The organism is Bradyrhizobium sp. WYCCWR15520 (assembly GCF_056174665.1).
This window is the reverse complement of the sequence record NZ_JBWBWM010000004.1, coordinates 110,904-137,295: the sequence shown is the minus strand read 5'-3', so window position 1 is coordinate 137,295 and position 26,392 is coordinate 110,904. Positions and strand designations below refer to the sequence as shown.

The 26,392-nt window shown below is 63.8% G+C and carries 23 protein-coding genes; 9 read left to right on the top strand and 14 right to left on the bottom strand.

The window, feature by feature from the left end:
- Nucleotides 1-9: 9 nt before the first annotated feature.
- Nucleotides 10-816: a phytanoyl-CoA dioxygenase family protein gene (locus AC0QUY_RS05910; RefSeq protein ID WP_475386122.1), complete on the bottom strand. Its 807-nt coding sequence runs from the start codon at nucleotides 814-816 to the stop codon at nucleotides 10-12.
- 669 nt (nucleotides 817-1,485) lie between these two features.
- On the opposite strand from AC0QUY_RS05910, the gene AC0QUY_RS05905 reads away from it, so the two are divergent.
- Nucleotides 1,486-3,312 (top strand): putative bifunctional diguanylate cyclase/phosphodiesterase, encoded by a 1,827-nt coding sequence (locus tag AC0QUY_RS05905; RefSeq protein ID WP_475386121.1) that lies wholly within the window; start codon nucleotides 1,486-1,488, stop codon nucleotides 3,310-3,312.
- 99 nt (nucleotides 3,313-3,411) lie between these two features.
- Here AC0QUY_RS05905 and AC0QUY_RS05900 read toward each other — a convergent pair whose 3' ends face one another.
- From AC0QUY_RS05900 to AC0QUY_RS05890, 3 genes are all read right to left on the bottom strand, one after another.
- On the bottom strand, nucleotides 3,412-3,831 hold the full coding sequence (locus tag AC0QUY_RS05900) for a DUF1801 domain-containing protein (protein WP_475386120.1): 420 nt from the start codon (nucleotides 3,829-3,831) through the stop codon (nucleotides 3,412-3,414).
- Nucleotides 3,832-3,968: 137 nt separating this feature from the next.
- Nucleotides 3,969-4,358: a hypothetical protein gene (locus AC0QUY_RS05895; RefSeq protein ID WP_475386119.1), complete on the bottom strand. Its 390-nt coding sequence runs from the start codon at nucleotides 4,356-4,358 to the stop codon at nucleotides 3,969-3,971.
- 103 nt (nucleotides 4,359-4,461) lie between these two features.
- On the bottom strand, nucleotides 4,462-5,634 hold the full coding sequence (locus AC0QUY_RS05890; protein WP_475386118.1) for an acyl-CoA dehydrogenase family protein: 1,173 nt from the start codon (nucleotides 5,632-5,634) through the stop codon (nucleotides 4,462-4,464).
- A 168-nt stretch (nucleotides 5,635-5,802) separates the two neighbouring features.
- On the opposite strand from AC0QUY_RS05890, the gene AC0QUY_RS05885 reads away from it, so the two are divergent.
- Nucleotides 5,803-6,717, top strand: coding sequence for a lipase family protein (locus tag AC0QUY_RS05885; protein ID WP_475386117.1), 915 nt, complete (start codon nucleotides 5,803-5,805; stop codon nucleotides 6,715-6,717).
- 28 nt (nucleotides 6,718-6,745) lie between these two features.
- Here AC0QUY_RS05885 and AC0QUY_RS05880 read toward each other — a convergent pair whose 3' ends face one another.
- Together AC0QUY_RS05880 and lepA are read right to left on the bottom strand one after the other, a co-directional pair.
- Nucleotides 6,746-7,981 carry an MFS transporter gene (locus tag AC0QUY_RS05880; protein WP_475386116.1) on the bottom strand — a complete coding sequence of 412 codons (1,236 nt, stop codon included), beginning with the start codon at nucleotides 7,979-7,981 and terminating at the stop codon, nucleotides 6,746-6,748.
- A gap of 326 nt (nucleotides 7,982-8,307) precedes the next feature.
- Nucleotides 8,308-10,119, bottom strand: a complete 1,812-nt coding sequence (gene lepA, locus AC0QUY_RS05875) for a translation elongation factor 4 (RefSeq protein WP_475386115.1) — start codon at nucleotides 10,117-10,119, stop codon at nucleotides 8,308-8,310.
- 115 nt (nucleotides 10,120-10,234) lie between these two features.
- Between lepA and AC0QUY_RS05870 the strand changes: the two genes are divergently transcribed.
- Nucleotides 10,235-11,833 carry a glycosyltransferase family 39 protein gene (locus AC0QUY_RS05870; protein WP_475386114.1) on the top strand — a complete coding sequence of 533 codons (1,599 nt, stop codon included), beginning with the start codon at nucleotides 10,235-10,237 and terminating at the stop codon, nucleotides 11,831-11,833.
- Nucleotides 11,834-11,866: 33 nt separating this feature from the next.
- Nucleotides 11,867-12,664, top strand: a complete 798-nt coding sequence (locus AC0QUY_RS05865; protein WP_475386113.1) for an SDR family NAD(P)-dependent oxidoreductase — start codon at nucleotides 11,867-11,869, stop codon at nucleotides 12,662-12,664.
- A 199-nt stretch (nucleotides 12,665-12,863) separates the two neighbouring features.
- Here AC0QUY_RS05865 and AC0QUY_RS05860 read toward each other — a convergent pair whose 3' ends face one another.
- The 5 genes from AC0QUY_RS05860 to AC0QUY_RS05840 form a co-directional block, all read right to left on the bottom strand.
- Nucleotides 12,864-13,190, bottom strand: coding sequence for an HPr family phosphocarrier protein (locus tag AC0QUY_RS05860; RefSeq protein ID WP_475386112.1), 327 nt, complete (start codon nucleotides 13,188-13,190; stop codon nucleotides 12,864-12,866).
- Nucleotides 13,187-13,588: a PTS sugar transporter subunit IIA gene (locus tag AC0QUY_RS05855; protein WP_024339151.1), complete on the bottom strand. Its 402-nt coding sequence runs from the start codon at nucleotides 13,586-13,588 to the stop codon at nucleotides 13,187-13,189. The genes AC0QUY_RS05860 and AC0QUY_RS05855 overlap by 4 nt, the downstream gene beginning before the upstream one ends.
- 132 nt (nucleotides 13,589-13,720) lie before the next feature.
- Nucleotides 13,721-14,242, bottom strand: a complete 522-nt coding sequence (locus AC0QUY_RS05850) for an HPr kinase/phosphorylase (RefSeq protein WP_475386111.1) — start codon at nucleotides 14,240-14,242, stop codon at nucleotides 13,721-13,723.
- On the bottom strand, nucleotides 14,239-16,059 hold the full coding sequence (locus tag AC0QUY_RS05845; RefSeq protein ID WP_475386110.1) for a stimulus-sensing domain-containing protein: 1,821 nt from the start codon (nucleotides 16,057-16,059) through the stop codon (nucleotides 14,239-14,241). Before AC0QUY_RS05845 ends, AC0QUY_RS05850 begins: the two co-directional genes overlap by 4 nt.
- A gap of 95 nt (nucleotides 16,060-16,154) precedes the next feature.
- A complete protein-coding gene (locus tag AC0QUY_RS05840) occupies nucleotides 16,155-16,856 on the bottom strand; it encodes a response regulator transcription factor (RefSeq protein WP_027541437.1) in 702 nt (233 codons plus the stop codon).
- Between the two features lie 216 nt (nucleotides 16,857-17,072).
- Between AC0QUY_RS05840 and AC0QUY_RS05835 the strand changes: the two genes are divergently transcribed.
- From AC0QUY_RS05835 to AC0QUY_RS05825, 3 genes are all read left to right on the top strand, one after another.
- A complete protein-coding gene (locus AC0QUY_RS05835) occupies nucleotides 17,073-17,807 on the top strand; it encodes a HugZ family pyridoxamine 5'-phosphate oxidase (RefSeq protein ID WP_161851466.1) in 735 nt (244 codons plus the stop codon).
- 111 nt (nucleotides 17,808-17,918) lie between these two features.
- Nucleotides 17,919-20,513: a CHAT domain-containing tetratricopeptide repeat protein gene (locus AC0QUY_RS05830; RefSeq protein WP_475386109.1), complete on the top strand. Its 2,595-nt coding sequence runs from the start codon at nucleotides 17,919-17,921 to the stop codon at nucleotides 20,511-20,513.
- A gap of 290 nt (nucleotides 20,514-20,803) precedes the next feature.
- Entirely contained in the window at nucleotides 20,804-22,420 is a 1,617-nt protein-coding gene (locus AC0QUY_RS05825) for a phosphoenolpyruvate carboxykinase (RefSeq protein ID WP_475386108.1), read from the top strand.
- Between the two features lie 66 nt (nucleotides 22,421-22,486).
- Here AC0QUY_RS05825 and AC0QUY_RS05820 read toward each other — a convergent pair whose 3' ends face one another.
- Nucleotides 22,487-23,095 (bottom strand): RNA polymerase sigma factor, encoded by a 609-nt coding sequence (locus tag AC0QUY_RS05820; RefSeq protein WP_475386107.1) that lies wholly within the window; start codon nucleotides 23,093-23,095, stop codon nucleotides 22,487-22,489.
- Between the two features lie 282 nt (nucleotides 23,096-23,377).
- Here AC0QUY_RS05820 and AC0QUY_RS05815 point away from each other — a divergent pair, with 282 nt between their 5' ends.
- Together AC0QUY_RS05815 and AC0QUY_RS05810 are read left to right on the top strand one after the other, a co-directional pair.
- Nucleotides 23,378-23,893, top strand: coding sequence for a sigma-70 family RNA polymerase sigma factor (locus AC0QUY_RS05815; protein WP_475386106.1), 516 nt, complete (start codon nucleotides 23,378-23,380; stop codon nucleotides 23,891-23,893).
- Entirely contained in the window at nucleotides 23,878-24,432 is a 555-nt protein-coding gene (locus AC0QUY_RS05810) for a cupin domain-containing protein (protein ID WP_475386105.1), read from the top strand. Before AC0QUY_RS05815 ends, AC0QUY_RS05810 begins: the two co-directional genes overlap by 16 nt.
- Here AC0QUY_RS05810 and rocF read toward each other — a convergent pair.
- On the bottom strand, nucleotides 24,429-25,418 hold the full coding sequence (gene rocF / locus AC0QUY_RS05805) for an arginase (protein WP_475386104.1): 990 nt from the start codon (nucleotides 25,416-25,418) through the stop codon (nucleotides 24,429-24,431). The genes AC0QUY_RS05810 and rocF overlap by 4 nt on opposite strands.
- Before the next feature lie 116 nt (nucleotides 25,419-25,534).
- Entirely contained in the window at nucleotides 25,535-26,353 is an 819-nt protein-coding gene (locus tag AC0QUY_RS05800) for an acyl-CoA thioesterase (RefSeq protein WP_475386103.1), read from the bottom strand.
- Nucleotides 26,354-26,392 lie beyond the last annotated feature (39 nt).

Below are 26,392 nucleotides of genomic sequence, written 5' to 3'. Positions count from 1 at the left end.
GAGTTCTGTTTACCCGCGCGCCTGCAACGCCAGTCGGATGGATATCTCAACCGGCGAATAATCGCCGTCGGGTCGCGCAAGCCTGAACGGCTTCGCGGGGTGCAGCGGCGGTTGCGCCATGAAACGTGGCGCAGAACCCCGGTGCATCTGCGCGGCGTGAACGAGGAACGGGTGGCACAAATAGACCGTACCGGCCTCGCCGGTCGCCAGTACCTCGGGCCGGCCGCTTCCCATCGTATCCGGTATGAAATGCGACATGCCGGCCTCGCCGGCCGGTTCGAGATAGCGCGCCATATCCAGATGCGAGCCCGGCCTTATTCGGGTAGGCGCATCGGACTCTCCCACATCGGAGAACAGGAACAGCATCAGCAGCGCGCGCCCACGGGACGTCACGTTCACACGCCAATCGGTGTAATCAGGGTTGTCGGCGCTTGCGTGCTCCGCCGGGAAGCTGACATCGACATGCCAGCCGGCATCGCCGGGATCGCGCGGGCTCGGAAACCGCACCGGGAAAGTTCCGAGGTCGGCCCGCGGCCACCAGCGCCCCCGTCCGACAAGCTGGTCGAAGGCCGTATGAAGCTGCGGGGTGTTGACGGCTTTCCTGAACGGTTCGTCGCCGTAGTAACCGAGGCGGATCACCGGCTCAGTCCACGTCGCGGGATCGTCGGGATCGCAGGGCAGATCGCGCCACAGAATGGCGCGCCCCTGTTCCGCAAGCTCGCGCGGAAAGGCGTGATCGATCCGAACGAAGCCGTCTTGAATGAACTGCTCGATCTGCGCGTCGCCGAGCGCGCGCACTTGTTTGCTGGTAGGCATGAAAATCCTCTTATCGCTGGGCAAGCGGCCATGGTCCTGCGCGAAGCAGGAGCGGCCGGACTGTTCTGTCGAAAACTTCCGCCCGCCTGAGCGGGCAACGCGGTCAGCGCGCGAGGAAGTAGACCGAAGCGATATTGGAGGTACGGATCATCATGGCATGCGCAGCGTAGCAAACCGGCCGCCGGCGTTCAACGCCGCCGCGCTCATTGCAGCTCGATGTTAGCGGACTTGATCACCGCGGCCCAGCGGTCGATTTCCTCCCGCATGTAGGATGCTGAGATATCAGCACATGCGGCGTTCCGCAGGCGGCTTTACGACCACGATGTCGTACCGGAGCGGCAATCTCTCTGGGCTGAACGGGCGTTGCACGCGATCGCATTAACCGTGCAATAACCTTCCCGGCCACTGAAGGACATTCATGCAGACGCGCGGCTTTTCGCGCATTCCTTGTGCAGTCGCCGCGCGAGCCGCTGTGCTCCGGCGGCCACACGGCGAATTTGCCTCTTGTATCTGCGACGCGCATCGAGGTCACACACGCAAGGCGTGTGTATGTGCTTTTTCTCGGACGGAGTATCTAAACGTGCGATGGGAGTTTCTACGACAAGAGATACCTTTTTTTCAGATACTTGTCTGAAAACTTTGCACGCAGAGTGCGAATAGAGCGTGGTAATGCCGAAGAAGAAGCCAACAACAGCCGGAAAACCGAAGAAGTCGATTGTCCGTTTTCCCGGCCGGCCGGCAAAGCCTGCTGCGAAGCTGTCAACCAGCCGCCGAGATGGCGGCATCATCGGTCTGGGCGTCGACATCACCGAGTTGAAACAGCGCGAGGCGTCGTTCCGGCTGCTATTCGACAGCAATCCGGTTCCGATGATCGTCTGCGCGCAGGGTGACGAACGAATCCTTGCCGTCAACGACTCCGCGGTTCAGCATTACGGTTACAGCCGCAGCGAATTCGAGAAGCTGACGATCCGCAACCTGCAGGCCTTCGACGTCGAGCCGCCATGGGCCGGCGAGCACGCCGGCGACGAGCGCGCCGCCCACGCCTGGAAGCATGTCAGGGCCGACGGCGAACTGATCGATCTGGCGATCTATTCGCGCCAGCTCGTTTACGGCGGCCGGTCCGCGGTCCTGCTCGCGCTGATGGACACCACCGAACGCAAGCGCGCCGAGGCGCGGCTGACGTTCATGGCCCAGCATGACGGCCTGACCGGACTGCCGAACCGCAATTTGCTGCGTCAGCAGATGGACGACATCCTGCTCCACACGCGCCGCAACGCCGAGAAGGTGGCGGTGCTCGTGCTCGGCCTCGACCACTTCAAGGCAATCAACGATACGCTCGGCCACGGCGTCGGCGACAAGCTCCTGCGCGGCGTCGGCAAGCGATTGCAATCGATGCTGCGCAAGGACGATGCATTGGCCCGGCTCAACTCCGACGAATTCGCCATCGTCCTGACCGGCGTGACACGGCCCGAGGATGCGGTGTTCATGGCGAGGCGCCTGCTCGACGCGATCGGCGATCCCTATCTGCTGGACGGGCACTCGATCGTGATCGGCGCCAGCATCGGCATCGCGATGTCGCCCGGCGATGGCGATGAATCCGAGAAGCTCCTGAAGAATGCCGACCTCGCTTTGTCGCGCGCCAAGAACGATTCCCGTGGCACGTTCTCGTTCTTCGAGGCCGGGATGGACGCGCGCGCCCAGACCCGCCGCAAGATCGAAACCGAGTTGCGCGAGGCCGTCCAGGGCGATGCGCTGCGGCCCTATTACCAGCCGCTGGTCGACCTTTCGAGCGGGCGCATCACCGGCTTCGAGGCGCTGGTGCGCTGGCCGCATCCCGAGCGCGGCATGATCTCGCCGGCCGAGTTCATTCCCGTGGCGGAGGAGACCGGTCTGATCAACGCCGTCGGCGGCTTGATGCTGCGCCGTGCCTGCATGGACGCAGCGCAATGGCCCGACGACGTCCGCGTCGCGGTCAACCTGTCGCCGCTGCAGTTCCGCGTCGGCAATCTGTTGTCGCTGGTGGTGGATACGCTGAAGCAGTCCGGCCTGCCGGCAAAGCGCCTGGAGCTCGAGATTACCGAGACGTTGCTTCTGGAAAAGAGCAGCGAGGTGCTGGCGACGCTGCATGCGCTGCGCGCGCTCGGCGTTCGTATCTCGATGGACGATTTCGGCACCGGCTATTCCAGCCTGAGCTATTTGCGCAGCTTTCCGTTCGACAAGATCAAGATCGACCAGTCCTTCGTGCGGGACCTGGCCGCCAACCCCGACGCGCAGGCGATCGTGCGTTCGATCATCAGCCTCGGCAAGGGCCTGGGCGTCACGATCACGGCCGAAGGCGTCGAGACCGAGGCCGAGGTGAGTTGCCTGCGCAATGAGGGTTGCCACGAGGGCCAGGGTTTCCTGTTCAGCCGCGCGCGGCCCAATGGGGAGATCGTGAGCCTGTTGCAGACGCAGGGCAACTGGAGCGCAGCGGCGGGCGCGGCGCTGGTGGCGTAGTCGCAAACGTAGCAACCGTAGCCCGGATGGAGCGAAGCGAAATCCGGGGCCGTCGTGCCGCGGGCGAGCCGTCCCGGATTGCGCTTCGCTTCATCCGGGCTACGGGCGTCTATTTCCCGCCTTCTTCCTCGCGTGATACGTCAGCGCCAGCGCCACGCAGTGGCGCAGCGCTTTCTCGGGAAGCTTCTCGCCGGCGTCGAGCAGAATGGCGCGGTTGCCGCTATAGCGCAGCTCCGGATAAAGCTCGCGAAAGGTCTCGACCAGATCGGTCTGGCAGTGGAAATAAACCGCGTAGCGGCCGGCTTCCGGCTTCACCTGGTCGATCCGGATCGTGCTGCCGCTCTTGCTCTCGGTCGTGAGATAGCTCGGCTGCCCCCATTTCAGCGTCTCTTCCAGCGCGCCGACGCCATCGGTTGTCTTGGCAGTATCCAAGATCAGCCGGCGCAGCGCCAACAGCCTCGCCTTGATCGGACTGGGATAGGCGCCGAAGACGACTTCCACCGCGGAATTCGCAGCCACACTCGATGGCTTCCCGGCGCTACGCTTTGCCGCCTTCTTCCGTGCCGTAGCTTTCATGAAGGTCCGCGCACCCTGCCTGGAGCTGTCGCGCGCAGCCTAGAGCAGGATGCAAACCGGCGGAAGCGAAAACGAAACGCCTATCCCCGTCGCGCGGTCTTGCGCGTGCCTGTCTTGCGTGCGCTGGATCGTGTCGTCTTGCGGGCGCTGGACCTTGCCGCGGCCTTTCGCTTGCGCGTGGCGGCTGCTTTCTTCGCCGAGCGTGATCGCGCCGCAGCCGGCCGGCGTGCCGCGGCCTTGCCGCCGCGCGGCCCACCGATTCGGCCGCCCTTCTTCGCCGCGACATTGGTGTCCTTCACGCCGCGACCGGAGCCGCTCTTGTTGCCGCCGCCGGTTTCCTTGTTGACGGTCGCCCAGGCACGCCGCTCGGCTTCCTTCTTGCCGATGCCGCGCTTCTCATAGCCTTCCTCGATATGCTCGGCCTTGCGTTTCTGCTTGTTGGTGTAGCTCGATTTGTCTCCGCGGGGCATGGGTCATCTCCCTCGCTGTTACGGTCGCCCATGAGGCGCAACGCATGGCGCGCGTGCGGGTTCCGACACGAGAGCGGTGCGGTTCAAGCATATCGATTGCCGTTCATCGCATCGTCGGCGGGGCGTCGAGATTGCCTGACAGGATCGCCTTGCCGGCATCTTCATAATGCGCGTCGCGGCCCTGGATCTGTTGCGCGATTGCATGCATGTCGCGAAAGCGGCGCTCGAACCTGTTGGCGTTGAACACGGCGGTGGCGCCGGCCATGCGATAGGCGGTGTCGACCACGGCGGCCGATTGATGGATGGTCCAGGTAGCGGCGATGCGCAGCGCGACGCGATGCGCTTCCGTGATGGCCTCGCCGCGTGAAAGATCGCGCCAGACTTCAGCGGCGGTCGCATAGAGATAGGCGCGGGCGGCGCGCCATTGTGCTTCGGTGCGGCCGATCAATCCCTGCACGGCATTGTTGTCGCGCATCGCCTTCAGTGCCTGCGGGGTCTTGGCGCGGGCAAGGTCGATCGCCGCGTCAAGCGTGGCGCGGGCGACGCCGAGCGAGGTTGCAGCAAAGCCCATGCCGAACGCCATGTTGGTGGAGAGCTTGTATAGCGGGCCGCTTTCGCGCCGGGCTACCGGCTCGTCGCGAAGCGCTGCGAACTTTTCCGGGATGAACAGATTGTCGACCGAATAGGAATCGGTGCCGGTGCCCCGCAGGCCGATCACGTCCCAGACGTCGTGCATGGTAGCGCTGGTCACCGGAAACAGGATGGTGCGAATTTCGGGCGTGCCGTCCGGCCTGCGTCGCGGCGTGCCGTCGGCCTCGACGACGCGGACATGGGCGCCAAGCCAGCTCGCCTGCCGCGAGCCGGAGGCAAAATCCCAGCGCGCGCTGGCCTTATAGCCGCCCGGAACCGCGTGGACTTCATGATTGATCGCGCCCCATGCGAGAATGCCGGGCGCGACATTGAAGATTTCGTTGGCCGCATCGGGATCGAGATAGGCCGCCGTCATCGCGCAGACGCTGCACTGGCCAAGGCACCACGCGGTCGAGGCGTCGGCCTTGGCGATCTCCTCCTGCATCAGCATGAACGCTTCGAGCGAAGCCTCGATGCCGCCAAAACTCTTCGGCAGCAGCGCGCGGTAAAGCCCGTTCTCGATCAGCGCCGCCGTTACCGCCGGCGTCAGCCGCCGCGTCCGCTCGATCTCGTCGGCCTCGCGCATGATCAATGGCGCCAGCGCCCGCGCGCGTTCCACGAGGTCGATCCCGGGCTGCCTGTTCATGCGTTTCCTCGCATTCTCTTGTTCTTTTCGTGTCCGCAATCGTGACCCATCGGCCACCGCCGATCAAGCCGGCGCGCCGGTATGGCATGGCTTGTGCTGATAGCTACAACCGCAGGTGCGTCACGTCGAGGAGTGGGTTACAGTCGAGGTGGAGCAGGGGAGCTGAAAATGGCAGATATCAGCCTTTTCGAACCTGAAGATCTCAACAATATCCCGACCTTCCGGGCCGCCTATTCGGATCGCACGGCGTTGCTGATGGCCAAGCTGGCCTATCGCGCCTACAACGATTTCGACGTCGACGATGCGACGTTCAAGACGTTCAGCACGGATTTGTGCAAGCAGGGATTTGTCGACTGCCGCGCCCTGATCGACCGCGATGTCGGCACGGCAGGATATATCGTGGAAGGCAACGACATCATCGTCGTCGTATTCCGGGGAACCGAGAACGAACTCGATTGGAAAACCAATGTGAACGCTCGATTCGTTGCGCTGCAAGGCGGTACGCGTGTTCACACGGGCTTCTTTCAGGCCTACTGGCCGATCCGTGACGCCATGTTCGAGGTCGTCAAGCGCGTCATCAAGGCGAAGCAGCGTCCGATCTACATTACCGGCCATTCGCTCGGCGGGGCGTTGGCGCTGATGGCCACGGCGGAACTGGCCAATGACGAGGATGCGAGCGTGCGCGATTGCGTTGCGGCCTGCTACACGTTTGGCTGTCCGCGCGCAGGCGACGCCTCCTTCGACGTGTACGTCAAAGCTCCATTGTATCGAATCACCAACGGTGTCGATCTAGTGCCGGCAGTCCCTCCAGCCATCCTTGGCTATCGTCACGTCGGCGATACCCGGTATTTCGGAAAAGTTGGCGTCGCCCCGGTGCGGCGGTCGCCGAACTGGCCACAGAAGATCTGGCGTACGATCTGGGGCCTGGTTGCGCTGGTCAGGACCGGAAAATTTCAGAACATCGCCGACCACAGCATGACGATCTATGTCGGAAAGCTGGATGCCTGGGCAAAGGTCAATCTCAAGCAGACGCAAGACAGGCGCGAAGTAACGGCCGACCCGGCGATCGCATCAAAGGCATAGCCAAGTTGTTGTCGGCCCTCGCGTGGGCTCACGCCGCCGCGCGTTCGAGATCGAGCGACGATTGCGGCGGCCGCTTCGCCGACGGGAAGCTCAGCGCCACCGCGACGGCAGCCATACCGATGGCGAAGGAGCCGACAAAGAGCCAGTTGTAAGCGTGGAAGGTATCGAACACCCAGCCGCCGGCCAGCGGCCCCAGCGCCATGCCGAGGCTGGCAAAGGCGGAGACGGCGCCGAACATGCTGCCCATGATGCGCACGCCGAAATATTCGCGCACGAGCACGGCGTAGAGCGGCATCACGCCGCCATAGGCGAGGCCGAAGACCACCGACAGCGCATAGAATTCGCCGAGTTGGCCGACCGCGAGGTAGGTGGCGATCGACAGCGCCTGCACGAACAGGCCGCCGACCAGAACGTGCTTGGCGCCGAAACGATCGGCCAGCACGCCGAGCAGCAGCCGGCCGCCGAGACCGGAAAACCCGGCGAGGCTGTAGACCGTGACCGCGGTCAGCGGCGCGATACCGCAGACCATGGCGTAGCTGACCAAGTGGAAGATCGGCCCGGAATGCGCCGCGCAGCAGGCGAAGTGGGCGCCTGCCAGAATGACGAATTGCGGTGTTCGCAAGGCCTGCGCGACGGTCCACTGCCCGTCGGGCGCATCGGTTCCATTTGCAGCCTCCGGCGTTGAAGGCTCCGGCGGCTGTCGCACCAGCAAGGAGGCCGGAATCAACAGCACCAACGCGACGATGCCGATCACCAGCATCGCCGTGCGCCAGTCATAGGACGCGATCAGCCAGCTTGCGAACGGAGCGACGGTGAGCGGCGATACACCCATGCCCGCCGACACCAGCGCCACTGCAAGGCTGCGACGCTGCTCGATCCAGGCGCTCGCGGCGGCCACCATCGGCGCATAGAAACTGCCGGCTGCAATGCCAATCAGGACGCCGAACGCAAACTGGAACTGCCACAGGCTGGTGGCCTGGCTCGCGCCGATCAGGCCGGCGCCGAGCAACAGCGTGCCCGAGAGCACCACGATGCGGGTGCCGAACCGGTCGGACAGGTTGCCCCAGAAGAACGCCGCCAGCCCCATCGCCAGAAAGTCGATCGTCGCGGCCGCCGAGATACCGCTACGCGACCAGCCCATGTCTTGCGAAATCGGCTGCAAGAACACCGCGAGCGACAGCATCGACCCGAACACCACGCACGTCATCAGCGCACCAACGCCGACGACGACCCAGCCGTAGGAAGACCCGGCGGACTTGCCCATGCGATTCCCCGCTCATTTGTCGTTCTGGTCTGAGCGGGGGAGATGGTGGCCTATTCGCTGTCGCGGGGCAAGGAGGGGGCGGGAATGCCTCTTACCTGGATTTCGCCGGTTCGAATGAATTTGGCAAGCACCGCACTGATCACGCGCGCCGCGATGATGGCGTCGTGCCGCTGAATTGCCCGACGTGTCAAATGGTTTCGCAAGATGCGCAGCACGACGGCAGTCGTCGGTTACTTTGCATGGGGTTGTTTTCGGTATTTTTGTTGTCCGGTCACGGAAGCTTCAGACCGAACTCGCTCTCATGCTCTGGCGCTTGAGCTTTTCCCTCAGCTATCCACCTTCAGCGCGGCAATAAACGCTTCCTGCGGGATGTCGACCTTGCCGAACTGCCGCATCTTCTTTTTGCCTTCCTTCTGCTTCTCCAGAAGCTTGCGTTTGCGGGTGATGTCGCCGCCGTAGCACTTGGCGGTGACGTCCTTGCGCAGCGCGCGGACGGTTTCGCGGGCGATCACCTTGCCGCCGATCGCGGCCTGGATCGGGATCTGGAACATGTGCGGCGGGATCAGTTCCTTCATCTTCTCGACCATGGCGCGGCCGCGGCCTTCCGCGCGGGTACGGTGCACCAGCATCGACAGCGCATCGACCGGCTCGGCGTTGACGAGGATCTGCATCTTCACGAGATCCGCCACCTTGTAGTCGGTCAAATGATAGTCGAATGAGGCGTAACCCTTCGACACCGATTTCAGGCGATCGTAGAAATCGAACACGACCTCGTTGAGCGGCAGATCGTATTTCACCATCGCGCGGGAGCCGACGTAAGTCAGCTCCTTCTGCGCGCCGCGGCGGTCCTGACACAGCTTCAGCACGCTGCCGAGATATTCGTCCGGCGTGAGGATCGTCGCCTCGATCCACGGCTCCTCGATGTCGGCGATCTTGACGACATCGGGCATGTCGACGGGGTTGTGGATCTCGATCTCCTGACCGTCGGTCAGGTGCATCTTGTAGATCACGCTCGGTGCTGTTGCGATCAGGTTGAGGTCGAACTCGCGCGACAGCCGCTCCTGAATGATTTCCAGATGCAGCAGTCCCAGGAAGCCGCAGCGGAAGCCGAAGCCGAGCGCCGCCGAGGTTTCCATCTCGAAGGAGAAGCTCGCGTCGTTCAGCCGCAACTTGCCCATCGCCGCGCGCAGCGTTTCGAAGTCGTCGGCGTCGACCGGGAACAGGCCGCAGAACACCACAGGAATCGCCGGCTTGAAGCCCGGCAGCATCTCGGTGACTGGCTTCTTGTCGTCGGTGATGGTGTCGCCGACGCGGGTGTCGGCGACTTCCTTGATCGCCGCGGTGATGAAGCCGATCTCGCCGGGGCCGAGTTCGTCGATCTGCTGCATCTTCGGCGTGAAGAAGCCGACGCGCTCGACGTCGTAGGCCGCGCTGGTGCCCATCATGCGGATGCGCTGGCCTTTCTTCATGGTGCCGTCGACCACCCGGATCAACACGACGACGCCGAGATAGACGTCGTACCAGCTATCGACCAGCAGCGCCTTCAGCGTCGCATCCCGGTCGCCCTTCGGCGGCGGCAGGCGGGTGACGATCGCTTCCAGCACGTCGGGCACGCCAAGGCCGGTCTTGGCCGAAATCATCACGGCGTCCGACGCATCGATGCCGATCACGTCCTCGATCTGCTGCTTGACCTTGTCGGGCTCGGCCGCCGGCAGGTCGACCTTGTTGAGGACGGGCACGATCTCGTGATTGTTGTCGAGCGCCTGGTAGACGTTGGCGAGCGTCTGCGCTTCCACGCCCTGGCTGGCATCGACCACGAGCAGCGATCCCTCGCAGGCCGCCAGCGACCGCGAGACTTCGTAGGCGAAGTCGACATGGCCGGGCGTGTCCATCAGGTTGAAGATGTAATCCTTGCCGTCCTTGGCGCGGTAGTTCAGCCGCACCGTCTGCGCCTTGATGGTGATGCCGCGCTCGCGCTCGATATCCATGGAATCGAGCACCTGTTCCTTGCCCGCCATTTCGCGGTCCGTCAGCCCGCCCGTCATCTGGATCAGGCGGTCGGCCAGCGTCGATTTGCCATGGTCGATATGGGCGACGATGGAGAAGTTGCGGATGTTGGAAATGGGCGTGGTTGTCATGGGGCGCGGGATAGCATTCACGCCCCGGTGCGGCAACCATCTTGCTGTATTTTAAGGGGGTTTCTTCACGCCAAGCTGATTCCACTCGGCCCCAAAACACGCTACGGAATGGGCCATGTCGACTGCATCCATTTCGCCCACGGCCGCGCGCGGCAAGCGTTTTCCATCAATCCGGCGGCTGGCGGCGTGGCTGGCCTCGCAGGCCAGCGACCCCAAGGCCGGTCTGTGGCTGGTGATCGGCCTTGCCGTGGTCCACGCCGTGCTGTGGACGCTGATTCTGGTCAACCTGAAGACCGGGCAGGACGTTCACATGGACGTCGCGGAGGCCTTCGCCTGGGGGCAGAAGTTCCTGCTCGGCTATGGCAAGCACCCGCCGCTGTCCGGCTGGGTTGCCGGCGTCTGGTTCATGCTGTTTCCGGTCACCGACTGGTCAAGCTATGCGCTGGCGATGACGACGTTGGGCTGCGCCCTCGTGATCTGCTGGTGGCTGGCGCTGCGCGTAGTGGATCATCGCCGCGCGTTCTTCGTCGTGGTGGTGCTCGCGCTCTATCCGATCTTCAATTTCAAGGGCTTCAAGTACAATCCGGATCTGTTGCAGCTCGTCACGCTGCCGCTCGTCGTGCTGGCCTATCTCGATGCGTTCGAAAAGCGCAGCATCAAATCCGGCGTGTGGCTCGGGCTTGCCGGCGCGCTGGCGTTGATGACCAAATACTGGGCGGTGACCATGATCGGCGCCATCGGCCTTGCCGCGCTGATCCATCCGCAGCGCCTGCAGTTCCTGCGCTCGCCGGCGCCATGGGTCGCGATCGTCACGCTCTTCGTCGCGATGCTTCCGCATTTGATGTGGCTGAAGCAGGTGGACTTCGTCCCGTTCACTTACGCTGGCGACACCTATTCGCTGACCGACCGCGCGATGATCGACGATCTCGCGCTCGGATATGTCTTGCATAATCTCGCGTTGCTGGCCTTGCCGGTGGTGCTCGGCGCGATCGCGCTGTTGTGGCGGCCGTGGCGTCTGACGCCGTTTCCGTTCCTGGCGCGCGGCGCCAATTCAGGCGTGAACACGTCCCAGGCGCTCAATGTCTGGATCATCCAGGCGGTGGTGGCGATCGGGCCGCCGCTCGGTGCCGTGACATTCCATGTCTACATCAAGACCGACTGGGGCATTCCGCTGTTCTTCCTGACGCCGCTCGCGCTGGTCGCGATATCAGCGGTGCGGGTCCGGAAAGTCGCGCTGATGAACCTGACGGCGACCTGGCTGGTGATTTCGCTGATCGTGCTGGCGGCATCGCCCAAAATTGTCGCCTATGAGCTCAGTGAAAAGCGCACGGCAGGCGCGACCTACCGGGCGCGCTCCGAACTCGCCCGCGAGCTGACGGAAGCCTGGCATACCCGCTTCCGATCGCACTGGCCGGTGGTCGCCGCCTATACCGATACCGGCCAGCCCGTCACCTTCTACAGCCCCGATCATCCGGCGCCGCTGACGCCGGATGAGCCGTGGTCGTCGGGCCTGACCTCGCTCGAAGAGGCGAAGCGATCCGGCTTCATCGGCATCTGCGAAACCGGCGACTGGAAGCTGGAAAAATGCGAGGCATGGATGAAGACCCATGCCGCCAATGCCGAGCGCATGGTGATGACCACGCGGCGATTCTTCCTAGGCATGCCCGGTCCCGCGACAGCCTGGAACATCTTCATCGTGCCGCCGGCCAAATAGAAGCGACCAACCAAGAAACGTGAGGGCGAACGCATGAATCTCGATCTGACGGACAAGACAGCGCTGGTTACCGGCTCGACCCGCGGCATCGGGCTTGCAACGGCGATTGGCCTTGCGCAAATGGGCGCGGAGGTGATCGTCAACGGGCGCGAGCAGGCTACGGTTACCGAAGCCGTGGCAAAAGTCCGAGAGGCTGCGCCCTCGGCCAAGGTGCATGAAGCGGCGTTCGATCTCGGCCATGCTGCGGGCTGCGGCGCGCTGGTGGCGCAATTCCCCGACGTCGACATCCTCGTCAACAATCTCGGCATCTATGAGCCAAAGGGATTCTTCGAGATCGAGGATGCCGATTGGTCAAAAATGTTCGAAGTCAATGTCATGAGCGGGGTGCGGCTGACGCGACACTACCTGAAGCGGATGCTCGATCACAAGGACTGGGGCCGCGTCGTGTTCGTCTCCAGCGAATCCGGCGTCTTCATTCCGAAGGAGATGGTGCATTACGGTTTCTCGAAGTCGGCGCAGCTCGTCATCGCACGCGGCGCAGCCGAGACGACCAAGGGCACAAACGTAACAGTCAATTCGGTGATGCCCGGTCCGACCTGGGTGGAGATGGCGCCGGTGCGTCTGGCCGCACGCGCGAAAGCCGCGGGGACGACCGTCGACGACCTCGTTTCGCGCACCTTCAGCGAACGCCGCCCGGCGTCGCTGCTGCAGCGCTATGCCAAGCCGGAAGAAGTCGCCAATCTGATCTGCTACGTCTGCTCAAAAGCCTCCAGCGCTACCAACGGCGCCGCGCTCCGCGTCGACGGCGGGATCGTGACGAATCCGTTTTGATTTTCTTCTCCCGCGCGCCCCTCTTGCGGGGTCGAGACGAGCGAAGCTCGCCCTTAGAGGGTTGGGGTGAGGGGCTCTCTCCGCGATACTGGTGCGAGTTGATAGACAGGCACCTCCTTGCCCGGATCGCATCTGTCGATGCGATCCGACCTCTCCCCGCAAGCGGGGCGAGGTAAGAAGAGCCGTCAGGCTCTCTCGCTCACACGCCTTCTTCGTTGAATTTGTCGGCGACCAGCGCGGCGATGGCGTCGACCGCCTGCTGCGCCTCTGGGCCGGTCGCGGAGACCGTAACAGTGGTTCCAGGCCCAGCCGCCAGCATCATCAAGCCCATGATCGAGGTCCCGCCGACGGTTTCACTGCCGCGGGTCACCCAGACCTCGGCGTTGAAGCGCTCGACCATCTGGACGAACTTGGCCGAGGCCCGCGCATGCAGGCCGCGCTTGTTGATGATGAGAAGTTCCCGGGAAATCGCGCCGGCAGGCACGCCGGACCCGAGTTCCTTTCCGGGCGCGGCGTCGTCGCTCATTTGCCGGCGAGCACGCGGCTGGCGATGGTGACGTATTTGCGCCCGGCTTCCTGCGCCATGGCGATGGCATCGGGAAGCGAGCGCTCTTCGCGCACCTTGGCAAGCTTGACCAGCATGGGAAGATTGATGCCTGCGAGCACCTCCACCTTCGGGCGGCTCATGCAGGAAATCGCCAGGTTGGAAGGGGTGCCGCCGAACATGTCGGTGAGGATGGCGACACCATCGCCGCTGTCAACGCGATTCACCGCTTCAATGATGTCGCTTCGACACAGATCGGAGTCGTCTTCCGCTCCAATCGTGATGGCTTCGATTTGTTTTTGCGGACCCATGACATGTTCAAGCGCCGCCTTGAACTCGTCGGCAAGGCGCCCATGGGTCACAAGCACTAGACCAATCATCGGAAACTCCTCGCGGGTGCTTTTTGGTGCACCGCACGAACGCGCCACTTTGACCATCCAGAGGCCCCGCGCAAGAGGGCATCTTGGCTATTGTTCCGGAATTTGCCGGTAAGAAGTGAGGCCTGCGCCGGATTAATCGGTGGCGATATTGGGGCTTATATGGTTACCAATTCCCTTCGGGCAATTGTCCAAAGGTTTGACGGAGCCGGAACCATCGGTTGTGGTCAGGGCGGCTACAATCAGTGGGAAGGGGTCAAAGCCCGCTGCGACGGGGATTCGCGGTAATTCAACACCATTAAGGCAGATACTGAGCGTTTCCGGCGGCGGCAGCCGCTCCGCATCGCTGGCCGCGAGATCAGCGACGAGGCCGACTATCGCCTCGCTCACGTAGTCGCAGCGGCGTATGCCGAGGCCCCGGAGCTCGATCAGGCCGGCCAGTTCCCGCGCTGGGCGGACCCACAATTGTCCGGCCACTGTGTCGAGATGGACACGGTCATCCCCGACCAAAACGGCCGGCGGAAGCTGTCCGGCACGCCCCGCGAGAATCAGATCGAAGGCCAGGCGTGATTTGCCGGACCCCGACGTCCCGCGGATCAGGACGGCGCGCTCGCCCACCAGTACGGCGGAGGCGTGCACGCTGGCTTCCCCCGTCATAGCGCGGGCAGCCGGACCACGAAGCGCGCGCCGGCCACGCTTGGCTTGCCGTCAGCGTCGGCCGGGCCGTGGCGATTTTCCGCCCAGATCCGCCCGTTATGCGCTTCGATGATCTGCTTGGAGATCGAGAGCCCCAGCCCTGAGTTCTGGCCAAAGCCCTGATGCGGACGGTCGGTGTAGAAGCGCTCGAAGATGCGCTCCAGCGCATCCTCGCCGATGCCCGGCCCGTCGTCATCGACGATGATTTCGATTTCCGAGCGTGCGCGGCGGCAGGTGACGCGCACTTTCCCGCCGGGGGTGGAGAAGGATTGCGCATTGGACAAGAGATTGGAGATCACTTGTCCGAGCCGGGAATCATGGCCCGGCACCAAGAATGGGTCGGTAGCTCCGCGGCCCTCGAAGCGCGCCTCGACTGCGACGTCGTGTCCAAGCCTGGTTTCGTTGGCCACCGACGTCAGCGTCGTCAAGAGCCGGCGTAGATCGACCGGCGCCATGTCCTGACGCTGCAGTTCGGCATCGAGGCGGCTGGCGTCCGAAATGTCCGAGATCAGCCGGTCGAGCCGCTTGACGTCATGCTCGATCACCTCGAGCAGGCGCGCGCGGCTGGTGTCGTTGCGCGCCAGCGGCAGCGTTTCCACCGCTGAGCGCAGCGAGGTCAGCGGGTTCTTCAGTTCATGGGCGACGTCGGCGGCGAACATCTCGATCGCCTCGATGCGGCTATAGAGCGCATTCGTCATGTCGCGCAGCGCGCCGGACAGATGGCCGATTTCGTCGCGGCGGCGGGTGAAATCGGGAATCTCGACGCGGGTCTGGATGCGCCGGCGGACGCGCTCGGCCCCGTCGGCCAGTCGCCGCACCGGGCCCGCGATCGTGCTCGCGAGCAATAGCGACAGCACGATCATGACCGCGGAAGCGACGCCGCCCACTTTAAGGATCGCCAGCCGTTCGGCGGTCACCATCTGGTCGATGTCGTCGCCCTGCGTCGACAGCATCAGCGCGCCGTGCACGGCGCGGAAGCGCTGCACCGGGACTGCGACCGAGACGATCACCTCGCCGCGGTCGTTGACGCGCACCATGCTGCTTTTGACGCCGTCGAGCGCCTGCACGATTTCCTGGTAGCCCTTGCCGTTTTCGGGACCGAGCTCGCGATAGAGCGGCAGGTCGCCGCGATTGAGCCAGGTGCGGATCGAGATCGTGGCGCGCTCGACAAAGCCCGGCTTCTCCGTCGAGGGCGGCGGCAGCTCGAACCGCATCACGTCGCCGCGGCCATAGAGACTACGGCTGTCGAGGATCATGCCGCCGTCGCCGCCATAGATGCGCGCGCGCGTCTTGGTCGGCGAGATCAGCCGCCGCAGTACCGGCGCGACGCGCTCCGGATTGATCGGAAAATCGAGCCCTGAGGATTCGTCCGGCGCGCCATAGCTTTCGCCGGGCTTGAGATCGAGCAGGCGGTCCGGGTCGATGGTGATGGTATTGGTTTCGACGGTGGCGGAGGCGGCGATTGCGCCGGCGATGATTTCGGCCTGCACCAGGAGGCTCTGCGCCCGCGCATCGATCAGGCCGGCGCGGAATTGCGAGAGATAGAGAATGCTCGCCACCAGCGCGACCAGGCCCGCCAGATTGAGCGAGACGATCCGGCGCGTGAGGCTGGAGAAGGAGAGCGCGAAGAAGAACTGTCCGGCCCGGCGCAGCCAACCGAGCGGCCGCCGCCAGCCCTTCTCGCCCACACTAGCCTCGGCGGCAACACGTTCCCGTTCGAGGAGCTCCAGAGCATCCTCGTGGTTCAGGCTGGGATCGGGCTGCGTTCGATCTAGCAATGGCCGAGCTGCCGGTTGTGATGCGCCGTCTAGTCTACGCTTCTACGTCGTCCGGGCGGATGTGTCAGTCAACACTTCCGCCCGGTGAACGCAGATCAGGCTTCCTTGAAACGATAGCCGACGCCGTACAGCGTCTCGATCATTTCGAAATCGTCGTCGACCACCTTGAACTTCTTGCGCAGCCGCTTGATGTGGCTGTCGATGGTGCGGTCGTCGACATAGACCTGATCGTCATAGGCGGCGTCCATCAGCGCGTTGCGGCTTTTCACCACGCCGGGCCGGGTCGCCAGCGCTTGCAGGATCAAAAATTCCGTCACCGTCAGCGTCACCGGCTCGTTCTTCCAGGTGCAGGTGTGACGCTCCGGGTCCATCCGCAACAGGCCGCGGTCCAGCGCGCGCGCATCCGGTTCCTTCGGCACGGCGGTCGGATCCTTGGGCTGGCCGCGGCGGAGCACGGCCTTGACGCGCTCGACCAGGAGGCGCTGCGAGAATGGCTTGCGGATGAAATCGTCGGCGCCCATCTTGAGGCCGAACAATTCGTCGATCTCTTCATCCTTGGAGGTCAGGAAGATCACCGGCAGATCGGACTTCTGCCGCAGCCGGCGTAGCGTTTCCATGCCGTCCATGCGCGGCATCTTGATATCGAGGATCGCGAGGTCCGGCGGCGAAGTGCGGAAGCCGTCCAGCGCCGAGGCACCATCCGTGTAGGTCATGATGCGATAGCCTTCGGCTTCGAGCGCGATCGACACGGAAGTGAGAATGTTGCGGTCATCATCGACCAGGGCGATTGTGGGCATGAGCCTGCTTTCGAATAAGAGAGTGGCTTAAACGGCGGGCACTTCAGCCAGACGCCGCATAAATGGGCTTCGTACACGGTCAACGAGCAATGCAAGCTGGGCTGAACTATGACCGAGTTCCGCAAAACGCCCCCAGGGAGACGCACTGTCCCCCATATAGCACCCTGTCCAGCCGAGAAAAGGCCCTTTTTGCAATAAGATGGCCGGGAAGAAACCATGCAGCCGACCGCAAATTTTGACGCTTCCAAACTCGCCCGTTCGCTGCTACGGCGCAGCCGGCAGGGCGCGCTCGCCACGCTTATGCCTGAAAGCGGCGACCCTTATTGCTCGCTCGTCAACGTTGCGAGCCATGCCGACGCCTCGCCAATCCTGCTGGTTTCGAGGCTGGCGCTGCATACCAAGAACATTCTCGGTGACAGCCGAGTATCGTTGATGCTGGACGAGCGTGCCGCGGGCGATCCGCTGGAAGGCGCGCGGATCATGCTGGCGGGCCGGGCCGAGGAGGCCGTCGGGGAGCCAGCGAAAATCTTGCGCCGGCGCTATCTGAACGCCCATCCGTCCGCCGAAGCCTTTGTGGATTTCAAGGATTTCTCGTTCTTCCGGATCGTCCCGTCGGGCCTGCATCTGGTCGCCGGATTCGGCCGCATCATCGACCTTAGCCCCGCGCAGTTTCTGACCGAGATCGGCGATGCCGCTGATCTGCTGGAAGCCGAGCAGGGCGCGGTGGAGCATATGAATGAGGATCACCGCGACGCGATGAACCTCTATGCTACCAGACTGCTGGGCGCCGAGTCCGCCGATTGGCGCTGCACCGGCTGCGACCCCGACGGCATGGATATGCAGGCTGAAAGCGCGACGCTGCGGCTGGATTTCCCGGAGCGGGTCACCAGCGCGATGGCGCTCCGCAAGATGCTGGTGCGGCTGGCGGGCGAGGCGCGGGCCAAGGGCTGACAAAGGGCGCACAAGGGTTAACGCCTGCCAATAGCGAACGCGGATTGAACGGGTGCGGACGTTTCCGCGACCTAATGCAAGCCTGCGCGTAGTTGACCAGCGAAAGCCCGCATGAGATCCCGCAATCGATTGATATTTTCCCTGTGTCTGGCGCTGTTGTCGGGCACCTGCCTCTCCGTGCCATCGCTGGCGCAAAAAGGCGATCTCGCCGCGGTCAGCGCCAAGGTCAACGAGCTTGGCCGCGCCGGAAAATATGCGGAAGCCGTCGCATTGGCGCAGGCACAACTCGAAAGCCTCGAGAAAAGATTCGGCCCCGTGAACCGCGAGGTTGGCGTGGCGCTGAGCAATCTGGCGCAGGTTTACGGCAATCAGGGCAGGGATGGCGAGGCGGAGCCTCTGCTCAAGCGATCCATCGCGGTCCTGGAGAAGACGACGGGTCTCGAATCGCCGGAGATCGCGGCTGCGTTGACCAATGTGGCCGCGCTGTACCAGCGCCAGCAGCGCTATGCCGACTCCGAGCCCTTGTTCAAGCGCGCGCTGTCGATACGCGAGAGGTCGCTGCCATCAGGCCATCCGGACATCGGGCAATCCCTCAACAATCTGGCGACGCACTACGAGAAGCTCGGCCGCCACGGCGATTCCGAACCGTTGTTCAAGCGGGCGCTGACGATCTATGAAAAGGCCGCCGGCCCGGAGCATCCCGCGGTGGCGACGCTGTTGAACAATCTCGGCCAGGTGGCAAAGGTGCGGAGCCACTATGCCGAGGCCGAGCCGCGGATCAAGCGGTCGCTGGCGATCCGCGAAAAAGTGCTGGGCCGCGAACATCCCGATGTGGCGCGGTCGCTGAACAATCTCGCCGATCTCTATGAACGGCAGGGCCGCTACGCCGAGGCGCAGCCGTTGTTCGAGCGCGCCTTGGCGATCCGTGAACGCGCCGTCGGTCCCGACCATCCGGATACCGCGACCTCGACCAACAATCTGGCGTCGTTCTATCAGGCCTCGGGCCGTCCCGGTGACGCGCTGCCATTGGTGCAGCGGCTGATCGGAAGCGGACGGGCTCAACCCCGCGCCGTCCTTCCGGTACTGGCGGATGCGGAGCGCCAGCATCTGGTGCCCCGCGACAAGGCCGTGAACGATATGCTCAGCGTGATCCAGCGCGGCACCCGGTCATCGGTTGCTTCTGCCGTGAACAAGCTGGCGGTGCGGCTGGCAGCGGGGAGCGATCGCCTCGCCGAACTGGTGCGCCGGGATCAGGATCTCGCTTCTGAAGCGGAAGCGCTCGACAAGTCGATCGTGGCGGCGGTCTCGAAGGAGCGCTCGAAGCGCGACCCGGCTTCCGAGCAGCGCGCCCGCGCCCGGCTCACCGCGATTGCGACCGAGCGGGCGTCGCTGCAGAAGACGTTGTCGGCGGAATTTCCCAACTACGCCGCGCTATCGAATCCATCGCCGATGACGGTGAAGGAGATCCAGTCGCTGTTGTCGGAAAACGAGGCGCTGGTGCAGTTCGCGGTCACCGAGGTGGAAAGCTATGTCATTGCGATCACCCGTGAGAGCTTTGACTGGAAGCCGATTCCGCGCGGTGCGGAAATCTTGTCGCAGCAGGTGGCCGCGTTCCGTCGCGGTCTTGATCTCGGCAAGGCGAATGATGCTTCCGGCAAATCCGGACTGTTCGATCTCGCGCTCGCCAATGAACTGCACGGGACGTTGCTGGCGCCGATCGATGCGTTGATCAAGGACAAGCCGTCGCTTCTGGTGGTGGCGTCGGGCGCGCTGACGGCGCTGCCGTTCCATCTCTTGGTGACCGAAAGACCGAAGGCCGCTATCCCCGAGACATTCGAGGGCTATCGCGATGCGGCCTGGCTGCTGAAGCGTCAGGCGGTGTCGGTATTGCCATCGGCCGCGAGCCTGAAAGCGCTGCGTGTGTTTGCGCGCAAGGAGCAGAGCACCAAGCCGATGACGGGCTTTGGCGATCCCATTTTCAATCCGGCTGTGAAGCCTGCCGATGGCAATCGTTCCAGGACCGCCGCGCGCAGCCTTGCGAACGGCGCCTACACCGATTTCTGGCAGGGGGCCGGCGTCGATCGCGCGCGGCTCTCGGATGCGCTGCCGCAACTGCCCGATACCGCGGACGAACTCAACACGATTGCGAAAAATCTGGGCGTTGCGACGGTCGACATTCATCTCGGGGAAGACGCCAGCGAAACCACGCTCAAGCGTACGGCACTCGCCGATTACAGCATCGTCTATTTCGCCACCCATGGCCTTGTCGCCGGCGACGTGAAAGGGCTTGCCGAATCGTCGCTGGTGCTGAGCATCCCGAAGCAGCCGAGTGAACTTGATGACGGCCTGCTCACGGCGAGCGAAGTCGCGCAGTTGAAACTCAACGCCGATTGGGTGGTGCTATCCGCCTGCAACACCATTGCCGGCGACAAGCCCGGCGCCGAAGCGCTCTCGGGGCTTGCACGATCCTTCTTCTATGCCGGCGCGCGGGCGCTTCTGGTGTCGCACTGGGCGGTCAGTTCGGAGGCCGCCACGCGGCTTTCGATTTCGACCTTCGACCGCCTGAAGGCCGATCCCAGGCTCGGGCGCGCCGAGGCGCTGCGGCAGGCCATGCTGGCCTATCTCGACGACCCGTCCTCGCCGCGCAATGCCTACCCGGCGTACTGGGCGCCGTTTGCGCTGATCGGAGAGGGCGCCGCGCGCTAAAAAATTTCGATTGTGCGACGCAACAATTCCGGCCTCTGCCGCGTTGAGGCGGATGGTCGCGCAACCATGACAGCAAATGGCCAAAAAAGCGCCGCAGCAAGCGATTGATGCAGATCAACCGCCCGCGCGTGCATAAACCAATTCGCGTGGATCGGCTTGGCAAGCCCGGCGTTCATCAGTATTAGGTCGCCGGACCGAGGCCGGAAGGCTATATTGAGGGGTCACCGCGACAGAGCGCGTCAAGCGACATGCGCGCGACGAGAGTAACGCGGGTTCGAGGAGGAGTCTTCGTGCAAGAGACGGGTCTACGTAACGGTGCCTTCGGCGCCGATAAATTCGGTTTAAAGAATCTCAAGACGGTGCACTGGAATCTCGGCGCGCCGCAGCTTTATCAATATTCACTTGCGGCAGGCGAGGCCGTGCTGTCGGCGGACGGCGCGCTGTGCGCTGATACCGGCGAGTTCACCGGCCGCAGCCCCAAGGACAAGTTCACGGTTCGTGATGCCACCACCGACAAGAACATGTGGTGGGCCGGCAACCAGTCGATCACCTCGGAGCAGTTCTCCGCTCTGTATGCTGATTTCCTCAAGCATGCCGAAGGCATGACGCTGTTCGCGCAGGATCTCTATGGCGGCGCCGATCCGAGTTTCCAGATCAAGACCCGCGTGTTCACCGAGCTTGCCTGGCACTCGCTGTTCATCCGCACGCTCCTGATCCGCCCCGAGGCTTCGGCGCTGCGCGATTTCGTGCCCGAACTCACCATCATCGATCTGCCGAGCTTCCGCGCCGATCCCAAACGTCACGGCGTGCGCTCGGAGAACGTTGTCGCGATCGATTTCGCCCGCAAGATCGTCCTGATCGGCGGGTCTTATTATGCCGGCGAAATGAAGAAGTCGGTCTTCACCACGCTGAACTATTACCTTCCCGCCAAGGGCGTGCTGCCGATGCACTGCTCGGCCAATGTCGGACCCAAGGGCGACACGGCGATCTTCTTCGGCCTGTCCGGCACCGGCAAGACCACGCTCTCAGCCGATCCGAACCGCACGCTGATCGGCGACGACGAGCACGGCTGGGGCAATGACGGCGTCTTCAATTTCGAAGGCGGCTGCTACGCCAAATGCATCAAGCTGTCGCAGGAAGCCGAGCCGCAGATCTTTGCCGCCAGCAACCGCTTTGGCGCCGTGCTCGAAAACGTGGTGCTCGACGAACACACCCGCGTGCCCGATTTCGACGACGGTTCGAAGACCGAGAACACCCGTTCGGCCTATCCGCTCGATTTCATTCCGAACGCCTCGCGCACCGGCCGCGCCGGCCAGCCGAAGAACGTCGTGATGCTGGCGGCCGACGCCTTCGGCGTGTTGCCGCCGATCGCAAAGCTCTCGCCGGCGCAGGCGATGTATCACTTCCTGTCCGGCTATACCGCGAAGGTCGCCGGCACCGAGCGCGGTCTCGGCAACGAGCCGCAGCCGGAATTCTCCACCTGCTTCGGCTCGCCGTTCCTGCCGCTCGATCCTTCCGTCTACGGCAACATGCTGCGCGAGCTGATTGCCAAGCACAATGTCGATTGCTGGCTGGTCAACACCGGCTGGACCGGCGGCAAATTCGGCACCGGCAGCCGCATGCCGATCAAGGTCACGCGGGCGCTGCTCACCGCGGCGCTCGACGGCTCCTTGCGCAATGTCGAATTCCGCACCGACAAGTATTTCGGCTTTGCGGTGCCGACGGCGCTGCCGGGCGTGCCCAGCGAGATCCTCGATCCCGTCAACACCTGGAAGGACAAGGCCGAGTTCGACAAGACCGCGCGCGCGCTGGTCGGCATGTTCCAGAAGAATTTTGCCAAGTTCGAAGCCCAGGTCGACGCCGAAGTCCGCGCCGCTGCGCCGGACACCAAGCTCGCGGCAGAGTAACCGTCTCGGTTCAATGGCGGACCATTCGAGAATGACGAAGGCGGCCGCAAGGCCGCCTTTTTCGTTTTACGCGGCGCTGTGCGTCCGTGGCTCGATGGAGGCAAACATCGTGGTTCGCAGCTCCAGTAGCGCCCGCCGCAAATGCGTCTTGACGGTGTTGGCAGGAATGCCCAATCGCTTCGACAGGTCATGGCGGCTGCGGTCCCTGAGATAGGCCAGCATGATCAATCGGCGCTTGTGTTCGGGTAGTCGCGCAAACGCCGCCAGCGCCTTCGGACGCAGCCGCGCGAGATGGATTTCGTCGACCGGATCGGAATCGTTCGACGCGAACGCGGCGATCTTGTCCTCTGCTTCGAGCGCGTCGACCTGACGTTTTCGTAAGCTGTCGATGGCGCCGTGCCTGACGATGGTTGCCATCCAGGTCATCGGCGAGGCGATCGCAGCATCGTAACTTGCGGCGTGGCGCCAGATCTTCAGATAGCTCTCTTGCAGCACGTCTTCGGCCAGCGCTCGGTCCCTCAGGACGCGAAGGGCTATGCCCAGCAGCTTGGCGTGGGTGAGGCCGTAGAGCCTTGCGAAGGCAGATTTGTTGCCGCGGGCGACTTCCGCAAGCAATTGCAGAAGAACCGCTCTGCCGTCCTGTTGTCCGGTCGTACCCTGCGGCGTCGCGTTCACCATGGTTTCCCCAGCTCGATTGTCGGATCGCCTGCCCGCGAACACACTGCGTTGAGCAGGCCGTATGCCGCCAGTACGGATGATCAGCGAAAAAAGTTTCGGCCGCCGAGCCCCCGGCGATGATTTATTTGGCCGCCGGCCGGGCCGCTTGCTTTGAAACCAAGGCCCGTTGAACCGTAGCTTCCTGAGCCCTATAGTCCCGCGAGGAACAGCCACCCTTGATTGCATATCCGGCCTATCCCGCTCAGAATGCGACAGATTTCCGAGGACGATTTGGGGCAGGTGCTCAGGTCTGTCGCCAAAGGCGACCGGGCGGCATTTCGTCAGCTCTACGAGCAGGCGGGCCCGACGCTGTTCGGGATCTGCAGCCGGATACTGCGCGACCGCAACGCCGCCGAGGACGCCTTTCAGGAGGCGATGCTGCGGATCTGGCAAAAGTCCTATCTGTACGACGCTGCCAAAGGTGGCGCGATGAGCTGGATGGTGACCGTCACGCGCCGGGTGGTGCTCGACCGGTTGCCGGTGCGGCGGAGCGGGCCGGTGTCGCTGACCGACGAGAGCGTCATGGCCGTGCTCGAAGCGCTGTCAAACCAGGCGCCGCACGATCCCGCACTGGCGCCGGACTTGCGAAAGTGCCTCGGTCTTCTGGATCAAAACTACCGGCAATCCGTGCTTTTGGCCTACTATTACGGTCTGAGCTACGAGGAGCTGGCGGCGCATTCGGCCGTTCCGGTTGGAACGATCAGGACCTGGATTCACCGTGCTGTTGAGAAGTTGCAGCTATGTCTAAGCCAGTGAAGCCCGGGGCAAGCGATGCCGCCGAGTATGTCCTTGGGCTGCTCGGCAAGGAGGCGAGAAGCGCCTTCGCGCAGCGATTGAAATCGGACGAGGCGCTGCGTGCGCAGGTCGAATATTGGGAGAGCATGTTCGCCAGCCTGCCGGGGGCGGAGACCGAGCCCCCGCCATCAGGGCTGTTCGAAAAGATTCTCGACCGGATCGAGGGCGAGGGCGCCGACCTGCCGGGCACTGTGACCAAACGTGCGGGGATGGCGAACTGGTTCGAGATCGGCCCCGGCATCAAAGGCCGTTTGCTGCATGTCGACCGCGCGCAGCACCGGCAACATCTATTGATCCGAATGGCGCCCGGCGCGTCCTATCGGTCGCATGCCCACGACGCCGACGAACAGACGCTTGTCATCGAAGGCGATCTCTCGTTCGGCGATCTCAACCTGAAAGCCGGCGACTTCCATGTCGCGACGCCGTCATCCTCGCACCCGCCGGGGCGCACTGTGAATGGCTGTCTCGTGCACGTCATCATGAGCCTTGACCAGCATTAGCCTCCCGGCGTCGAGCCGTTGCCCGGTAACATCGCATTGCTCGGCGTGCGCCGATCGGTGATCTGCAGGCCGAACAGGCTGCCGATCAGTTCGACAGCAACGCGGGCGGTGCGGCCGCGCTCGTCGAGAAACGGGTTGAGCTCGACGACATCGACCGAGCGCACCAGCCCGGAATCGTGCAACAGCTCCATGATCAGGTGCGCCTCGCGATAGGTCGCGCCGCCAGGCACGGTGGTGCCGACCCCAGGAGCGACGGTGGGATCGAGGAAGTCGACGTCGAAAGAAACATGCAGCACGCCGTTGCGCGCCCGCACGCGTTCGATCACTTTGCGGATCAGGACGCCGACGCCGAACTCGTCGATCGCGCGCATGTCGGCAATCGCGACGCGGCGCTCGAACACCAGTTTTTTCTCCTCAGGATCGATCGAGCGAATGCCGAATAGATCGAGCTGATCCGGTCCGATCGAGGCGCGTGGCGCGCCGCCGAGCAGATCGTCGAGGCCGCCCTCGCCGCACAGGAACGCGGCCGACATGCCGTGCATGTTGCCGGTCTCCGTCGTCTGCGGCGTGTTGTAGTCGGCATGGGCATCGACCCAGAGCACGAACAGCGGCCGGCCCTGCTCCTGCCAGTGGCGCGCGACGCCGTTCACCGATCCCATCGAGAGCGAATGATCGCCGCCCATGAAGATGGGAATGGCACCGGAACGCGCCAGCGCATAGGAGCGCTCGCTGAGTGCACGGATCCAGCCCTTGATCGTGTCGTAATATTTGGCGTTCGCCGGCGGTGGGCCCTCGGCGGGGCCAGGGCCGGGCTTCGCCATGTTGCCATGGTCCTCGACGGCAAAGCCGAGCTGGTCGAGGATGCGTCCGATACCCGCGGTGCGCAGCGCGTCCGGCCCCATCAAGGTGCCGAGTTGCGAGGCGCCGATCTCGATGGGGACGCCGAGCAGGGCGATGCGCGGCTGGGCAGCTTCGGGTTCGGACATGAGCCGGGGCCTCCGAAGATCGTGTAGGGTGGGCAAAGCGCAGCGTGCCCACCTACGAGATCACGGTTGGATCAATGGTGGGCACGGCACTTCGCGCCTTTGCCCACCCTACGCCACTACGCCTTGAAATAAGCGATTTGCGTCGTGGTTGCGAGGAGGCGTCCCGACGGCGACCATAATTCGCCGTGCTGATCGCCGTAACTCCTGTGGAAAATTCTGGCATCGGCCGTTGCCAGCACGTGGGTGATGTCCTCCTCTGCCAGCTCTTCGGACGCCGTATGAAAATACGTCGTGATCGAAACCGTTCCGAATGGAACAAGTTCCCGCCGCGCCAGAAAGACCCGGCCGAAGAAGGCGTCCGACATCGACATCAGCGACAGCATGTCGATCTTCCGCGGCGTGCGGTCGCCGATCCACTGCTTGGAAAATGCATCTAGCGGTGTCGCGGCAGGCGAGCCGTAAAAACTCGGCTCGCCCTCGACAAAGCGGAAATCATACTGATGCGTCCAGGTCATCGGCGTGTTCGGAAACGAGCGCGCCTGCGCGAACGGCACGGCGTCCGGATAGTTCGCCTGCTGGTGCGACCAGGACGGACGGCGCTCGGCGAATACGGCGGTCGCCAGCGTCGCGACATCGCCGCCGCCCTGCGTCATCTCCACGCACCAATGCTGGCTCGAGCGGTTGGCCTTGACCAGCCGCACGTCGAGATCGAACGCGCCTTCCGCGACCGGCGCGCAGAAATTCACCGTCAGCGACAGCGGCTCGCCTGCCCGCTGCGGATGCTCCATCAGCGCGCGGAGGATAGTCGCCGCCGTGCAGCCGCCGAACGGGCCGACAAAGGCCCAGTAGTCCGGGCTGGTCCTGCCCTGCCAGCAGCTATCGCCGGCGGTGACCCGCGTGGCGTCGTCGAAGAGGTGAGGGGATTGTGTGAGCATGGATACCTTCAGTCTTTGGATGCGACGTGGTCGCGGCAA

Excerpts from the sequence above, each read along its gene's own strand:
- AC0QUY_RS05910 (WP_475386122.1), bottom strand. The coding sequence starts at position 816 with ATGCCTACCAGCAAACAAGTGCGCGCGCTCGGCGACGCGCAGATCGAG.
- AC0QUY_RS05905 (WP_475386121.1), top strand. The coding sequence starts at position 1,486 with ATGCCGAAGAAGAAGCCAACAACAGCCGGAAAACCGAAGAAGTCGATT.
- AC0QUY_RS05895 (WP_475386119.1), bottom strand. The coding sequence starts at position 4,358 with ATGCCCCGCGGAGACAAATCGAGCTACACCAACAAGCAGAAACGCAAG.
- AC0QUY_RS05890 (WP_475386118.1), bottom strand. The coding sequence starts at position 5,634 with ATGAACAGGCAGCCCGGGATCGACCTCGTGGAACGCGCGCGGGCGCTG.
- AC0QUY_RS05885 (WP_475386117.1), top strand. The coding sequence starts at position 5,803 with ATGGCAGATATCAGCCTTTTCGAACCTGAAGATCTCAACAATATCCCG.
- AC0QUY_RS05880 (WP_475386116.1), bottom strand. The coding sequence starts at position 7,981 with ATGGGCAAGTCCGCCGGGTCTTCCTACGGCTGGGTCGTCGTCGGCGTT.
- lepA (WP_475386115.1), bottom strand. The coding sequence starts at position 10,119 with ATGACAACCACGCCCATTTCCAACATCCGCAACTTCTCCATCGTCGCC.
- AC0QUY_RS05870 (WP_475386114.1), top strand. The coding sequence starts at position 10,235 with ATGTCGACTGCATCCATTTCGCCCACGGCCGCGCGCGGCAAGCGTTTT.
- AC0QUY_RS05865 (WP_475386113.1), top strand. The coding sequence starts at position 11,867 with ATGAATCTCGATCTGACGGACAAGACAGCGCTGGTTACCGGCTCGACC.
- AC0QUY_RS05860 (WP_475386112.1), bottom strand. The coding sequence starts at position 13,190 with ATGAGCGACGACGCCGCGCCCGGAAAGGAACTCGGGTCCGGCGTGCCT.
- AC0QUY_RS05855 (WP_024339151.1), bottom strand. The coding sequence starts at position 13,588 with ATGATTGGTCTAGTGCTTGTGACCCATGGGCGCCTTGCCGACGAGTTC.
- AC0QUY_RS05850 (WP_475386111.1), bottom strand. The coding sequence starts at position 14,242 with ATGACGGGGGAAGCCAGCGTGCACGCCTCCGCCGTACTGGTGGGCGAG.
- AC0QUY_RS05840 (WP_027541437.1), bottom strand. The coding sequence starts at position 16,856 with ATGCCCACAATCGCCCTGGTCGATGATGACCGCAACATTCTCACTTCC.
- AC0QUY_RS05835 (WP_161851466.1), top strand. The coding sequence starts at position 17,073 with ATGCAGCCGACCGCAAATTTTGACGCTTCCAAACTCGCCCGTTCGCTG.
- AC0QUY_RS05830 (WP_475386109.1), top strand. The coding sequence starts at position 17,919 with ATGAGATCCCGCAATCGATTGATATTTTCCCTGTGTCTGGCGCTGTTG.
- AC0QUY_RS05810 (WP_475386105.1), top strand. The coding sequence starts at position 23,878 with ATGTCTAAGCCAGTGAAGCCCGGGGCAAGCGATGCCGCCGAGTATGTC.
- rocF (WP_475386104.1), bottom strand. The coding sequence starts at position 25,418 with ATGTCCGAACCCGAAGCTGCCCAGCCGCGCATCGCCCTGCTCGGCGTC.
- AC0QUY_RS05800 (WP_475386103.1), bottom strand. The coding sequence starts at position 26,353 with ATGCTCACACAATCCCCTCACCTCTTCGACGACGCCACGCGGGTCACC.